The organism is Acetobacterium sp. MES1 (genome assembly GCF_002237635.1).
GTDB lineage: Bacteria > Bacillota > Clostridia > Eubacteriales > Eubacteriaceae > Acetobacterium > Acetobacterium wieringae.
The window spans coordinates 34,296-48,396 of sequence record NZ_MJUY01000019.1 but is presented as its reverse complement, the minus strand read 5'-3'; the positions used below and the strand labels follow the sequence as shown (position 1 = coordinate 48,396).

The window sequence follows — 14,101 nt, the reverse complement described above, 5'->3', positions numbered from 1 at the left end:
TTTCAGCGCATCCACGCAGACCGAGTTCCTTGTGTTCTTCATAGTACCGGACTGCATCCAGTTTGAATTGTTTATCATGTTGTTTTGCCATAATGAGATCCTCCTTCAGTACGATTCTTTTATCGTACCATGTTTTTATTAATTTTGGATTTTCTCATTTCGATTTGTACTATTTTTATTCTAGCACCACCGATAAATTTATTTGTAAATTTCTTGTTCAGATTTTTCATAAATCAAGCCTTCCTGTTTTGATAATCGTTTCCCTTACTAATTTTCAGGTGCTAGTGCATAACTATTTTCAAATGTGGTCGATATTTCGGTTGATTAAAGGTGACTTTAATTCAATAGTAACAAGCATTGCCAAGCTTGTCAAGCTGTGGCAAACAGTGTGACATGATTTTACTTTAAATGTATATCAGTTGATGTCGGATACCGTCCGCTTCAGCTACAACAATATTTCCCTCCGGATCGGTAGCATAAATAAGGTTACTAAATCGTTGTTGGTATGCGTAAATTTAATCTTTATGCTCTTGGCTTTAGGAGAGGTGTTCGATCAGCTGAATTTTCAGACTATGGGGGTCGGTGATAAAGAAAAAGCGGATATGCGGGGCAAGTTGAAACGCTCCCAGATCGACTTCAAATTCCGAAACGCCGTTGACATCGTAGAGGAATCGGCTCGCCTGTTAGGGGGGCTCAATTCCGGGGATGATTTTTTTGACCTGATTAAATTCCGTGACCGACATCGGCTGCGGAGGCGAGCGTGATTGTTCTGTTCGCAGATCAGTTAAAAATTGGTCCAGAGGGCTTCGTTAGTTTTGCTGTCCTTTGCCGCTGGCAAACCCTTCGGCAGCTCCCCCGGGACAGCCGGGACTTTCCCTTGGAACTGCAATTTGTCCATAACGGGGTGACTTTTTGTCAGCTTAAATCGGCCCAGTACCTGGCCGCCCTGGCGCCGGAGCAGCTGCCCCTGCCAATAACGACAAAAAAACCGGAACCGAACTGAAATCATTTCAGCGGTTCCGGGTTTTGATTAATAGTTTAAATGCTGTATTAAAAAAATGAAGGGTAGAGAAAAAGTCAGGAGATTATTTCTTGAAATAATCCAATCGTTCCTGCACCTTTTCCATGGTTTCCTGGAATTTTTTCTGTTTCTCCCGTTCAGCTTCAACCACCTTTTCCGGGGCTTTATCGGTAAAGCCTTTGTTGGCCAGTTTCTGGGTGACCCGGTCAATTTCCTGCTGGAGCTTCTTTTTCTCGGCTTCCAGTCGGGCAATTTCTTTTTCCTTGTCGACCAGCTCGTCGAGGTTGATATAAATTTCTAAATCCTCCACCACGGCCGAGACATAGTTTTCCTGAATGTCGGCTTTGGTAATTGGCAGAATCGTCGATACTGAGGCCAGCTTCTGGAAATAGTGCAGGGAGTCGGCCATCAATGTCAAGTGCTCGGGATTATCACAAATCAGGAATAACTGGGTCTTCTTGGAATTGGGCACATCCATTTCTGCGCGGATGTTCCGGATGCTGCGGATCGCTTCCATCAGGAACTCGACCTGTTTTTCATCCTCCGGAAAGACCAGGGTGTCATCAAAGTGCGGCCACTGAGCCACCATAATATCGCCGGTACTGCCCGGCAGATAGCCGTTGATTTCTTCGGTGATAAACGGGGTAAAGGGATGGAGCAGTCGCAAAATGGTGTCCAGTACCACCCGCAGGGTATACTGGGCGGCGACCTTGGTTGTTTCTTCCTCGCCGTAGAGCCGTGGTTTTACCAGCTCGATATACCAGTCGCAGTATTCGCTCCAGGCAAAATCATAGATCTTGGAAGCGGCAATCCCCAGTTCGTACTTGGTCATGTTGTGGTTGACTTCGGCCACGATGGTATTCATCCGGGACAGAATCCATTTGTCGGTGTTTTCCAGATGAGCGATGGCCGTTTCTTTTTTGTCCATGATATTGTCATCCAGATTCATCAGCACAAAGCGGGCGGCGTTCCAGATCTTGTTTAGGAAATTCCGGCTGGACTCGACTTTTTCATCCTGCCAGCGGATATCATTACCGGCCGAGTTTCCGGTGATGATGGTAAAGCGCAGCGCATCGGCGCTGTAGGTCTCAATCAGTTCCAGCGGATCGATGCCGTTACCGAGAGATTTACTCATTTTGCGGCCTTGAGAATCCCGCACCAGACCGTGGATATAGACATCTTTAAAGGGGGTTTCGCCCATTTCGAAGAGGCCCATAAAAATCATCCGGGCAACCCAGAAGAAGATAATATCATAACCGGTAACCAGCACCGAGGTGGGATAGAATTTCTTCAAGTCCTCGCTGTTTTCCGGCCAGCCCAGGGTTGAGAACGGCCACAGGCCCGAACTGAACCAGGTATCCAGAACATCTTCATCCTGGGTGAGGTGGGTGCTGCCGCATTTAGGACAATGGTCAGGAGCCGTCTTGGCAACCACCATCTCCCCACAATCGTTGCAATAATAGGCCGGAATTCGATGTCCCCACCACAATTGCCGTGAAATACACCAGTCCCGGATGTTTTCCAACCAATTGTAATAAATTTTGCTGAAACGGTCGGGGATAAAATCAGTTTTGTGCTGACGCACGGCATCCAGGGCCGGGCCAGCCAGTGGTTCCATTTTAACAAACCATTGTTCCGAGGTCATGGTTTCCACGGTGGTGGAGCAGCGGTAGCATTCGCCGACGTTATGCTGGTGGTCTTCGATTTTCTCGAGCAGCCCCAGCGCTTCCAGATCTTTGACCACGGCTTTACGGCAGTCATAGCGATCCATACCGGCATATTTTCCGGCCAGTTCATTCATCGTACCGTCATCATTGAGTACCCGGATCTGTTCCAGATTGTGGCGCAGGCCGACCTCGTAGTCATTGGGGTCGTGGGCTGGCGTCATTTTAACCACCCCGGTACCAAAGCTCATATCGACATAGTCATCAGCAACAATGATAATTTCTTTATCAAGCAGGGGCAGCATCACGGTTTCGCCGATTAAGTGCTGATAACGCTCGTCTTCGGGGTGAACGGCTACGCCGCTGTCCCCCAGCATTGTTTCCGGCCGGGTGGTGGCCACCACCAGATAGCCGTCGCCATCGGTCAGCGGGTAACGGATGTGCCAGAGATTGCCCTGGTGTTCGGCGTATTCCACTTCGGCTTCAGACAGGGCCGTTTTACAGGTGGTACACCAGTTGATAATGCGGCTGCCCTTATAGATCAGGCCTTTTTCATACAGATTGACAAAGGCTTCGTTAACGGCCTGGCTGCAGCCTTCGTCCATGGTAAAGCGTTCCCGGCTCCAGTCACAGGAGGCCCCCAGTTTTTTGAGCTGATCGGTGATCCGGGTTTTGTAGGTCAGGGCCCAGTCCCAGGCGCGTTCCAGATAGGCTTCCCGGCCAATCTCCTGCTTGGTTTTGCCTTCTTTTTCCCGGAGTTTATCAACCACTTTAACCTCGGTGGCAATTGAGGCATGGTCGGTTCCCGGCAGCCACAGGGCGGCATAGCCATCCATCCGTTTGTAGCGGGTCAGGACATCCTGGAGGGTGCCGTCAAAGGCGTGGCCCATATGCAGCTGACCGGTGATGTTAGGCGGCGGCATCACAATCGTAAAGGGTTTGCCATCGGGATTGACTTCCGGTTTAAAATAACCCTTTTGCTGCCAACTGGCATAGGTTTTATCTTCTACTTCTTTGGGATCATAGGTTTTTGACATTTCTTTCTTCATATATGCACCTGCTATTCTTATTGGTCGTTAGGCAATTGCCAAGGTTTTGTGAGTTTCGCTGTTTTCGCACTTGCCAACTATTGGTCTTTTATTTCCTTAATTTTGTAGGGGTCAAAGAGGGCCGGTTGGGGTTCTGGTAAGGCTTTTTTCTCGATATAACCGGCAATCAGACGGTGACACAGTTCGATGGTTTTGGTCATCGAGCGTTTCTGGGCCTCCTCGGACATATTCTCTGACATACGTTTGATGATGTATTTATTTTCAAACAAAAAATCAACCATTGAGGTTAAATCTTTGATCTTGTCCACTTTGATGGCCATTCCCCCATCCACCAGGTAATCAGCGTTTTCTTCTTCCTGGCCGGGATAGTAAAAGGGTATGATCATGGGAATGTTTTTAACTATCGCTTCGGTGGTGGTCAGGCCCCCGGGCTTGGTTATGATAGCATCAGACTGATCCATCAGTTCGGAGACGTTATTGACAAAACCGTGGATCTCGACAAGCTTATCGTCGGTTTTTTCCCGGGCATAATGGGCCCTGATTTCTTTTTCGATTTTGCTGTTATTGCCGCAGACCACAATAATGCGGATTTTTTCCTTAACCTTCATCAGCGAGGTAAAGGCTTTTTCCATCTGTTTACTGCCCAGACTGCCGCCCATCAGCAGGATTGTCCCGGCCACATCAACCAGTTCCTGACGCTGCAGATGGTTGTTTTGTAAAAAAGTCTGGCGGATGGGAATCCCGTAGGGATAGATAATGTTGGCGGCTACCCCTTTTTCGACCATGGTCTCTTTGGTGTACTCACTGCCGACAATATAGGCGTCAATCATTTTTTTAAGATAAAGGGTATGAATTTTATAGTCAGTGACAATCGACAGCACCGGGACATCAAAGGCATGGTGCTCTTTCAGGGTACCGAGCACGTTGGTCACAAAGGGATGGGTGGTGATGATCAGATCGGGGTGACCGGACTTGATCAGGGGCACGATATCGGGGTTCATCACCCGGGTCAGCACCTGAAAAATACCCTGCTGAAAGCGGTTCATGTTATTGAACTGATTGTACATCTGCTCGTAGAGCTTGGGTACATTCACCACCATCTGCTGATAGCCTTTGGTAATCAGGCGGTCCAGGGTGACGTTGGTTTCTTTAAAGGCATCATAAACTTCGGTTTGATAGCCGGCTTCATCCAGAGATTCCTTTAAGGACTGGGCGGCCAGATTGTGGCCAGCACCGGTTGACGCTGTAAAAATAAATACCTTTGACATGGCGGGCCTTAGTCTTCGAATTCTTTGGTAAACTTGTAATTAACCCGCATCAGTTTGCCGCCCATGGCTTCTTCTTTGCGTTTTTCAACCACATAGATGCCACCAAAAACCATTAACATTCCGGCCATGACAGCCGAAAATCCCACTAATATTTTCTTTAACATAAGAAACCTCCGTATTATTTTTTTATGTGCTGACAATTACGAAAGTACCGTGAGCTTCGCTGCCAGTTTTGCACGAAACATTTTTTACACTGTACGGCGGACAGGCTATCGCCTGTTCGCCTACACGTTACAAAAATGTCTGTGAAAACTGACATCAAAGCACTTTTGTTCGGTGCTAGTCTTTCCCAATTACCGGCCAGTTTCATTTTTATTACTGTTGTGAATCACTTAAAAAAATCGTTCCGATTTCTTCGCCGTCAAGAATCTCATAGAGCACCTTGACGTCTTCACCGGAAGCGATAATCATATCAATGCCGCAGTCGGTGGCGTATTTGGCAGCACCCAGCTTGGTGATCATGCCGCCGGTGCCAAGACAGGAAGCAGTGTTGCCGGCACTTTTCATCAGCTCGTTATCAATTTTCTCCACCGTCTGGATCAGCCGGGCGTCTTTATTAACAGCGGGGTTGTCATCGTAGAGACCATCCACATCCGAAAGGATGATTAAAAGATCGGCATCGACCAGGTCGGCAGTCATCGCCGAGAGGATATCATTGTCGCCAAAGCATTCCTCCTGAATCTCATCGGTGGCAATGCAGTCATTTTCATTGACAATCGGGATGATCCCCCCGGCAATCAGGGCCTGGAAGGTGTTCATGGCGTTGTTGCGCTTAATGGCATGTTTAAAGACATCCTTGGTCAGAAGAATCTGGCCAACGGTCTGATGGTATTCATCAAAGAATTTATGATAAACCCGCATCAGAAGCCCCTGGCCCACCGAGGCGGCGGCCTGTTTTTCTTTTAGAGTTTTGGGGCGTTCGGTCAGCTTCATCCGGTTCATCCCGGCGCCGATGGCGCCGGAGGAAACCAGCACCATTTTTTTGCCGCTGTTTTCCAGATCCGTCAGCACCCGGGCCAGAATCTCAAGTTTTCGCAGATCCAGGGTGCCATTTTGGTGGGTCACCGAGGTGGTGCCCATTTTTACTACAATGGTGGTGGCGTTTTTTATCTTTTCTCGCATCTTAATCTCCTAGCTTGGTTCCAGTCGGCCATTTAAAAAATATAAACCATATTGCTGAAGGTCCAGTTTCCACAAACACTTTCGTAACGTGTAGGCGAACAGGTGACAGCCTGTCCGCCGTACAGTGTAGAAAGTGTTTCGTGGGAAACTGGGCAATCAGCTTACGGCACTTTAGTAATGGTCTTGTGTATCCTAGTTAATTATTATATCAAACAATGCGAAAACCGCAACGCTTTTTTAGCTGCAGCCGGTGGTGGTGCCACAATCGAGACAGAGCTTGCAGGTGCCGTTTTGCATCATCCGGTCACTGCCGCAGTGGCTGCAGGTTTCACCATAGAGCACTTCCCCACCGCCATCCTTGTTATAGTCGGGTGTGGCTTCACCGGTGCTGACACTGCGAACCAGGTTTTGTTTGTTCATCAGGGTAAAGTTCTTGGGCTTAACCTGACAATTGGAAAAGTCGCCATGCTCAATATCAATGACCTTACTGATCAGATCCGAAATCGACGAGGCAAACTTGATATAGGGGTGCCGGGAGACAAAGCCCGAGGGCTCATATTTCTGGCCCCGCAGCATTTTAGAGATCTGATCCGGCGGGATGTGGTACTGCAACATGTTGGAGATCGACTTGGACAGCGAGGCCAACAGCCCCTTAACCACGGTCCCCTCTTTATCGGTTGAGACAAAGATCTCGGCGATGCCGCCGTCTTCATAAAAACCAATGGTGATATAGAGTTCAATGTCGCCAATTTTGGCAGCATGGGTACGACTCAGCCGCATCCCTTCCGGCCGAACCCGGTTTAAGGCCTTGCTGGTGCCTTCCTTGACCAGGGCCAGGAGTTCGGCGTAGCTGTAGTCATCAACGCTGCGATCGACATCCTCGGCCATGCCGGAGCTCAGCGGCTGGGAGGCTTTGCAGGCATCCCGGTAAATGGCAATCGCCTTGGTGCCGGTGCGGTAGGCCAGCAGATGGATGTTTTCAACATCGGCCACGGTGGCATCATGGGGCAGGTTGACAGTTTTTGAAACCGAGCCGCTGATCATCGGGGTAATGGCTGACACCATCAACACGTGACCCATCGGGGAAATGGTATTGGCGGTGTCAAAAATCGGCAGATGCTCGGGCTTAAGATGGGGCGCACCGGCCACTCCCTCATGGAGAAAATAGCCCTTGGCATCTTTTTCCAGGATATAGGTGAGGATATCCCCCACTTCCTTTTCGCTGTAACCGAGGTTGTAAAGCGCCTGCTCCAGCACCGGATTGACAATTTCCATGGAGCCGCCGCCGATTAATTTTTTAAAGACGACGTGGTTATAAAAGGGTTCCACCGAGGTGGCACCGCAATCCATCGCAAAGGAGATCGTCCCGGTGGGGGCAATCACCGATACCTGGGCGTTGCGGTAGCCATGGGTCGCCCCGGCTTCTTCCGCCAATTTCCAGGCGTTTTTGAGCTGGCTGCTGATTTCCTTAAAGCCCATTTTCTGAAGCAGCTTGTGGTTTATTTTAATCGGTTCATAGTGCAGTTCTTCATAGTCGTCGGTCCGGGCGCCAGCCACACGGCTGTGGTTGCGGATGACCCGCCCCATATAGGGTTTGTTGATTTCATATTTGGGGAAGGCGCCAATTTTACCGGCCATCAGCGCCGACACATGGTAGGAGGTTCCAGTCATGATCCCGGTGATCCCGGCGATCAGGTTACGGCTTTCGGCTGAGTCATAGGGGTAGCCCAGGGCCAGCAGCAGGGAGGCGGCGTTGGCAATGCCCAGACCGGTGGTCCGAAACAGATAGGATTTGCGGGCCACATCTGGGGTCGGAAACTGGCCATGATAGATGGAGCCTTCCAGGGCACATTGAATCAGCCCGACTAGATGAATAAAGGGCTCGATCTCAAAACTGTTGTCTTCGGGATTGTAAAATTTATAGACATTGATGGACGCCAGATTACAGGCCGTATCATCTAAGAAAGCATACTCCGAACAGGGATTGGTGGCATTGATGCGGTTTATTTTAGCCGTCAGGTCACCATCTTCACCACCCGGACAGGTATGCCAGGCATTGAAAATATCGTCAAACTGAATCCCCGGATCGGCACATTCCCAGGCAGCCTGATTAAGATGCTGCCATAATTCCTGAACCGGTACCTCCCGGTCAACCCGGTCATCGACCCGGCCCCGCAGTTTCATTTTATGGTCGGGTTCACTTTTTAAGTTTAAGACCGCTTGCATGAATTCGGCATTGAGCCGCACCGAGTTGTTGCTGTTCTGGCCGCTGACCGTCTGGTAGGCTTCGCCGTCCATCGAAATATCATAGCCCATTTTGCCCAGGGCCCGGACTTTTGCTTCTTCCTTGACTTTCCAGTTGATAAAGGTATCAATTTCAGGATGATCGATATCGACAATCACCATCTTGGCCGCCCGGCGGGTGGTACCCCCGGATTTAATGGCCCCGGCATTGCGATCCAGCCCCTGCAAAAAACTCATCATCCCCGAGGACTGGCCGCCGCTGGTCAGGCCTTCATTGGCTGCCCGCAGGTTGGAGAAATTGGTACCAACGCCGGAGCCGCCCTTAAACAGCTTGGTTTCACTGACATAATGCTCGGAAATGGAATGGTCGCCCAGCAGCCGATCCTGAATCGAGAGGATAAAGCAGGCACTGGCCTGGGTGCGGCTGTAGCGGTCTACTGATTCCAACACCTGGCCGCTTTCTTCATCGTAGTAATAAAGATCATCCTTGGAACCGGCAATGTCATAGCTGCGTTTGAGGCCGGTGTTAAACCATTGCGGCGAGTTGGGGGCCCACATCTGCATCAGGAAGGCATAGACCAGCTCGTCATAATAGATCTGCCACTGCTCATCATTATCAATCAGGCCTTCGGCCCGGATGGCGTCGGTCCAGAAGCCGACCAGCCGGTCTGCAATTTCCCGCATGCTGTGCTCGTAGCCATAGCCGTTGGGCACCCCTTTGCGGCGGAAATATTTGGTGGCAATAATGTTACAGGCATTTTGCGAGTAATGCTCGGGGAATTCCAGATCGGTCATTTCATAAATAATTTCCCCGGTCTGATAGTTTTTTAAGATCACGTCAACGGTCTGCCACGAAAACAGATCATAGACGGTTTTATCGGAATCTTCCAGTTCTTTGGTAAAGACCCGCGTAAACAGCTGATTTATTTGATTCAATTTCTTCGTCCTCCTTGTAGATAAAACATACGGCAATTGCCAAAGTGCCGTGAGCTTCGCTGCCAGTTTTGCACCAAACAATTTTTACACTGTACGGCGTACAGTCTGTCGACTGTTCGCCTACACGTTACAAAATCGTTTGTGAAAACTGACATCAAAGCAATTATTGTTCGACATGATCGCATCAATGTAAAAGTGTTTATCATACACCATCTTGCGATGCATCTCTAATTATAAACATATATATAGTGCCCGACAATGTATTTTTATGTTTTTCGCCAATAATTTACCCGCCTGGCCGGGCGCAAATAAAAAGGCTCATGCTTGAGCCTTGTAAGTTATTGATAAAATACCGTACCGACCAATTGTTAATCTGTTGTACGCTGCGGAATCGGACAGGCGATGCCGTGTCCGCTCCGATGCGTACAACATGATCTAACAATTGTCGGTACTGGGTTAGCTTTTTTGACAGTATGAAGGGCCCATGCTTGAGCCTTAAGTATATTAATTTTTCATCTTAACTTTTTGACCCAGCTTGCTTTCTTTGCCCTGGATGATCCGGCCGATGTTTTTGCGGTGCTGATAGATACTAAAGAGGCAGAGCACAAAGGCGAAAACAATTTCGGCCACCGAGCGGCCAAAGAGCAGGGTAAAAATTGGCAGCATGGTCATCCCCACCATTGAGGTCAGGGATACCATTTTCCAGATGGCCAGCACAATCAGACCGATCATAATGGCAATGACGGCGACTTCCCAGTCATAGACCAGAAATACCCCCAGCGAAGTGGCAGTACCCTTACCGCCCCGAAACTGCAGAAAGACGGGCCAGTTATGGCCGGCCACAACGGCGATGCCGCCTAAAACCAGAAACACCTCATCAACATTCAGGGCATAGCGACCGACCAGAATCACCAGAGTGCCCTTTAAGGCGTCTAGCAGAAACACCGGAATGGCGACGTTCTTCCCCATGACACGGAGCACGTTGGTGGTGCCGGCATTGCCGCTGCCGTAGTTGCGGACATCTTCATTCTTTAAAAACTTCACCAGAATATAGGCAAAATTTAAGTTTCCAATTAAATAAGCCGCCACAACAAAAACAATTCCAATAATAATCGACATATCACTACTCCTTTAACTGATTAATTTTAGTTGTTCTGAGTTGTTCAATGAGCGTTCCCAGCTTTTCGAGCACTGTATCAAAATTTTCCCGCTGATGAGGAAAATTGCAGGCACTACAGTTTTTTATACCCTTTTTCGTGTAGGTAAAACTGCCACCGCAATTTTCTGCCAGGGCATAGAGCGGACAATAACAGAACAGACAATTAAAATCGTCCAAGCAATCAACCGGATGGCAGGGAAAGTACTCACAGGCGGTATGCTGAAAAAATTTAAAATTTGAATCGTCCTTTTTCATGGTCAGACAGCGTCCATTCCGGCCTTAAGGGCTTTGACGTTGAGTTCCTTAAACTGCGGTTTGACATTTTCGGCAATGATGGCTTCCCAATCAATGTCGGTGAGGCCCATCGATTTAATAATTGAACCCAGCAGAATCACGTTCATGACCTTGGGGTTCCCCAATTCTTCGGCCATTTTGGTGGCGGCCATCACCCGCAGATTGACCTTACTCTTTATTTCGTCCAGAATATTTTCCGGATAGGTGGTGGCTCCGATAATTACCGACAGCGGGAAAATTTCGGTGTCGTTGACAATCATTTTGCCGGTCGGTTTTAAGTATTCCAGAGACCGCAGTCCTTCCATCTTTTCAAAGGCCACAACAATATCGGCCGAGCCGATTTCAATTACCGGCGACTGGACATCGTCACCGTAACGTACCAGCGATGAAACCGATCCGCCCCGCTGACTCATGCCGTGGATTTCGCTCATTTTGACGTCATAACCAGCGGCCATTAAGCCGGTGGTCAAAAGCTTGGCTGCCAGAATGGTGCCCTGACCACCGACGCCAACGAGTACAATATTTTTAGTCTCCATTATCTTACCTCCACAGTAATGGCCTGTTTGGGACAGATCTGGGCACAAACTCCACAGCCAACACAGGTTTCTTTAAGAATGCCGGATTTTTTATTAGTCAAGTCAAAAGCCAGGGCCGGACAACCGGACTTCAGGCATTTTTTACAGCCGATACAGGTATCAAGGTCAACGGTAGCCACCATTTTAAAAGCGGTGGGGAATTCGGTCTGATCCTGGGCCGAGAATTTTTTAAGCACACAGGGCCAACGGGTAATAATGACCGCCGGGCCATCAACATTGAGTCCCCATTCAATGGCTTCCTGCACAATTTTTAAATTATTGGGATCGACCGAAATCAGGTTTTTAACGCCGCAGGCTTTGACCATCGCTTCGATGTCAATGATTGGGGCGTCATCGCCTTTTAAGTCATAGCCGGTGCCGGGATTCTGCTGATGGCCGGTCATCCCGGTAATGCGGTTGTCGAGAATAATCGTTAAGGTATTACTTTTGTTATAGGTCACATCCATCAGACTGGTGATGCCGGAGTGGAAAAAGGTCGAGTCGCCAAGAATCGAAACCACTTTTTTGGAGTGATCGCCCTTGATGTCAAAGGCTTTCTGGACGCCATGGCCACCACTGATACTGGCCCCCATGCAGATCATCGCATCGGTGGCATTATAGGGTGGCATTAACCCCAACGAATAACAGCCGATATCACTAAAGATCATCAGATCCTTGCGGCGACCCAGCTCGTAGAACACCCCACGGTGGGGACATCCGGCGCAGAGGGCTGGCGGTCGGGGCAGCACCATCTCAGGATTGGGCTGGATCACCTGGGGTACTTCCCCAAGCAGTGCCTGACGGATACGATCCGGGGTCAGCTCACCCATGGTTGGCAGTTTTTCTTTGCCGACACAATTAATTCCGGCCGCTTTGATTTCCTTCTCCATAATCGGATCATTTTCTTCAAAGATATAGACGGTTTTCTTGCCCTTGGCAAACTCGGCAATTTTTTCCATCGGCAGTGGATAGCTAAAGCCGATCTTTAAATAGGAAACACTGTTGCCAAACACTTCCTTGGCATAGCGGTAGGCCACGCCTGAACCGATAATGCCAATCTCTGCCCCATTATCTTCAATGTAATTAAAGGGCGTGGTGTTGGAATACTCTTCCAGGCGGGCAAAATTATCGGCCAGTTTAACCTGCATGCCCCGAGCAAAAGCCGGTAGCGGACAGTATTTGCGGATATCTTTTTCGTAGGGTTTATCGGCTACTTCAAGCCGGTCACTGCAGGAAACAATTGATTTGGAGTGACAGACCCGGGTGGTCATCCGGAACAGCACCGGCAAGTCGTAGTCTTCGCTGATGGCGTAGGCTTCCTTAATCATATCCTTGGCTTCCTGGCTGTCGGAAGGTTCAAACATGCAGACCTTGGCATGACGGGCATAGTTGCGGTTGTCCTGTTCGTTCTGGGACGAATGCATCCCCGGTTCATCAGCGGTAACCAGCACAGCTCCGGCGTTAACTCCCAGATATGCCAGAGTAAAGAGCGGATCGGTGGCGACATTGACGCCGACGTGTTTCATGGCACAGAGGCTGCGGACGCCGCCGATGGCCGCACCGGCAGCCGCTTCCAGGGCCACCTTTTCATTGGGTGCCCACTCCGAGACAATCTCCGGATAGGTAGCGACGTTTTCTAGAATTTCAGTACTGGGTGTTCCTGGATAGGCAGTGGCAAACTTGACCCCCGCCTCCCAGGCCCCTCGGGCGATGGCTTCATTTCCTGTCAGTAATAGCTTCATTTAATGCTCCTCTCGTAATTGGTGACAATTATCCATTCGCTGGGCCAAAAAAGCCCCGAGAATGATTGAATTTAATTTGTTTTCAAACGAATCGGATCGGGAGGTCAAAATAATCGGAACACAGGCTCCCATCACAATCCCACCCAATTGTGCCTGACCCAGATGGGTCATGACCTTCATGACGGCGTTACCGGTTTCAATGTTGGGCATGACAATGACGTCAACATCACCAGCTACCGCCGATTCATAGCCCTTAATCCGGGCCGCTGTTTTAGAGATCAGCAGATCCATGGCAATCGGGCCCTCCACCAGCACATCCTGGCCGAAATAATTGGCCTCGCCCAGTTGCTTCAGGGCTGCCCCATCCACCGTCGCTGGCATTTTGGGATTGACCTTTTCCTTGGCCGCCAGGCAGCCGACTTTAATCGGGTTAAGTCCCAGCAAGCGTGAAAAATCCACGGCATTACTGATAACTCCTTTTTTCTTTTCCAGATCCGGATCGATGATCATCCCACCATCGGACAGGATCAGAAATTTGTGATAGCTGGCCATCCGAACCATCATAATGCTGCTAAGCAGGCGGCCAATCAACAGGCCGTTGGTCTTATGGATGACGGCTTTTAAAAAGATAGAGGTATCGACCAGGCCTTTCATAATAAAATTAGCCTGGCCCTGACGAACCAGAGCCACGGCCTGTTCACAGGCCGTGGCCAGATCGTCACAATCAATAATTGTCATCCTGCTTAGATCAATTTTTTGGGCACTGCTGATGGCCTCAATCCGGCTGCGACTGCCAACCAGAATGATGTGCTCCAGATACAATCCGTTGGCGGCTGATAGAGCCCGCAGCAGCTCACTTTCAGCCGCCGCTGCCACCACCAGGGTACCTTTGGAGCCACTCTGAACCGCCTGACCAATCTCTTCAAAAGTATTGTACATCTTAACCTCATTTAATTCATCTGTAATA

Annotated in this window: 12 protein-coding genes; 2 read left to right on the top strand and 10 right to left on the bottom strand. The window is 49.4% G+C overall.

Annotated elements, in window-relative coordinates:
* Positions 1 to 545 precede the first annotated feature (545 nt).
* On the top strand, positions 546 to 764 hold the full coding sequence (locus BI182_RS07385) for a hypothetical protein (RefSeq protein ID WP_286806592.1): 219 nt from the start codon (positions 546 to 548) through the stop codon (positions 762 to 764).
* A complete protein-coding gene (locus BI182_RS07380; protein WP_286806590.1) occupies positions 761 to 1,003 on the top strand; it encodes a hypothetical protein in 243 nt (80 codons plus the stop codon). Before BI182_RS07385 ends, BI182_RS07380 begins: the two co-directional genes overlap by 4 nt.
* Positions 1,004 to 1,085: 82 nt before the next feature.
* Here BI182_RS07380 and BI182_RS07375 read toward each other — a convergent pair whose 3' ends face one another.
* The 10 genes from BI182_RS07375 to BI182_RS07330 all read right to left on the bottom strand — a co-directional run bounded on the left by BI182_RS07375 (position 1,086) and on the right by BI182_RS07330 (position 14,073).
* On the bottom strand, positions 1,086 to 3,734 hold the full coding sequence (locus BI182_RS07375) for a valine--tRNA ligase (protein ID WP_286806588.1): 2,649 nt from the start codon (positions 3,732 to 3,734) through the stop codon (positions 1,086 to 1,088).
* A gap of 77 nt (positions 3,735 to 3,811) precedes the next feature.
* Positions 3,812 to 5,002, bottom strand: coding sequence for an MGDG synthase family glycosyltransferase (locus BI182_RS07370; protein ID WP_148637073.1), 1,191 nt, complete (start codon positions 5,000 to 5,002; stop codon positions 3,812 to 3,814).
* Between the two features lie 8 nt (positions 5,003 to 5,010).
* Entirely contained in the window at positions 5,011 to 5,166 is a 156-nt protein-coding gene (locus BI182_RS07365) for a stress-responsive transcriptional regulator PspC (RefSeq protein ID WP_070371374.1), read from the bottom strand.
* Between the two features lie 211 nt (positions 5,167 to 5,377).
* Complete coding sequence (proB, locus tag BI182_RS07360; protein ID WP_228879762.1) at positions 5,378 to 6,184, bottom strand: glutamate 5-kinase; 807 nt, start codon at positions 6,182 to 6,184, stop codon at positions 5,378 to 5,380.
* 237 nt (positions 6,185 to 6,421) lie between these two features.
* Positions 6,422 to 9,364 (bottom strand): vitamin B12-dependent ribonucleotide reductase, encoded by a 2,943-nt coding sequence (locus BI182_RS07355; protein ID WP_286806584.1) that lies wholly within the window; start codon positions 9,362 to 9,364, stop codon positions 6,422 to 6,424.
* Between the two features lie 504 nt (positions 9,365 to 9,868).
* On the bottom strand, positions 9,869 to 10,483 hold the full coding sequence (plsY, locus tag BI182_RS07350; protein WP_286806582.1) for a glycerol-3-phosphate 1-O-acyltransferase PlsY: 615 nt from the start codon (positions 10,481 to 10,483) through the stop codon (positions 9,869 to 9,871).
* A 4-nt stretch (positions 10,484 to 10,487) separates the two neighbouring features.
* Entirely contained in the window at positions 10,488 to 10,778 is a 291-nt protein-coding gene (locus tag BI182_RS07345; RefSeq protein ID WP_070371370.1) for a cysteine-rich small domain-containing protein, read from the bottom strand.
* Positions 10,779 to 10,780: 2 nt separating this feature from the next.
* Positions 10,781 to 11,353, bottom strand: coding sequence for an indolepyruvate oxidoreductase subunit beta (locus BI182_RS07340; RefSeq protein WP_286806580.1), 573 nt, complete (start codon positions 11,351 to 11,353; stop codon positions 10,781 to 10,783).
* Positions 11,353 to 13,134 (bottom strand): indolepyruvate ferredoxin oxidoreductase subunit alpha, encoded by a 1,782-nt coding sequence (gene iorA / locus BI182_RS07335; RefSeq protein ID WP_286806578.1) that lies wholly within the window; start codon positions 13,132 to 13,134, stop codon positions 11,353 to 11,355. Before iorA ends, BI182_RS07340 begins: the two co-directional genes overlap by 1 nt.
* Positions 13,135 to 14,073 carry a phosphate acyltransferase gene (locus BI182_RS07330; protein ID WP_286806576.1) on the bottom strand — a complete coding sequence of 313 codons (939 nt, stop codon included), beginning with the start codon at positions 14,071 to 14,073 and terminating at the stop codon, positions 13,135 to 13,137.
* Positions 14,074 to 14,101 lie beyond the last annotated feature (28 nt).

Coding starts and splice junctions, on each gene's coding strand:
- iorA (WP_286806578.1), bottom strand. CDS start 13,134: ATGAAGCTATTACTGACAGGAAATGAAGCCATCGCCCGAGGGGCCTGG.
- proB (WP_228879762.1), bottom strand. CDS start 6,184: ATGCGAGAAAAGATAAAAAACGCCACCACCATTGTAGTAAAAATGGGC.
- BI182_RS07375 (WP_286806588.1), bottom strand. CDS start 3,734: ATGAAGAAAGAAATGTCAAAAACCTATGATCCCAAAGAAGTAGAAGAT.
- BI182_RS07370 (WP_148637073.1), bottom strand. CDS start 5,002: ATGTCAAAGGTATTTATTTTTACAGCGTCAACCGGTGCTGGCCACAAT.
- BI182_RS07345 (WP_070371370.1), bottom strand. CDS start 10,778: ATGAAAAAGGACGATTCAAATTTTAAATTTTTTCAGCATACCGCCTGT.
- BI182_RS07340 (WP_286806580.1), bottom strand. CDS start 11,353: ATGGAGACTAAAAATATTGTACTCGTTGGCGTCGGTGGTCAGGGCACC.
- BI182_RS07330 (WP_286806576.1), bottom strand. CDS start 14,073: ATGTACAATACTTTTGAAGAGATTGGTCAGGCGGTTCAGAGTGGCTCC.
- plsY (WP_286806582.1), bottom strand. CDS start 10,483: ATGTCGATTATTATTGGAATTGTTTTTGTTGTGGCGGCTTATTTAATT.
- BI182_RS07365 (WP_070371374.1), bottom strand. CDS start 5,166: ATGTTAAAGAAAATATTAGTGGGATTTTCGGCTGTCATGGCCGGAATG.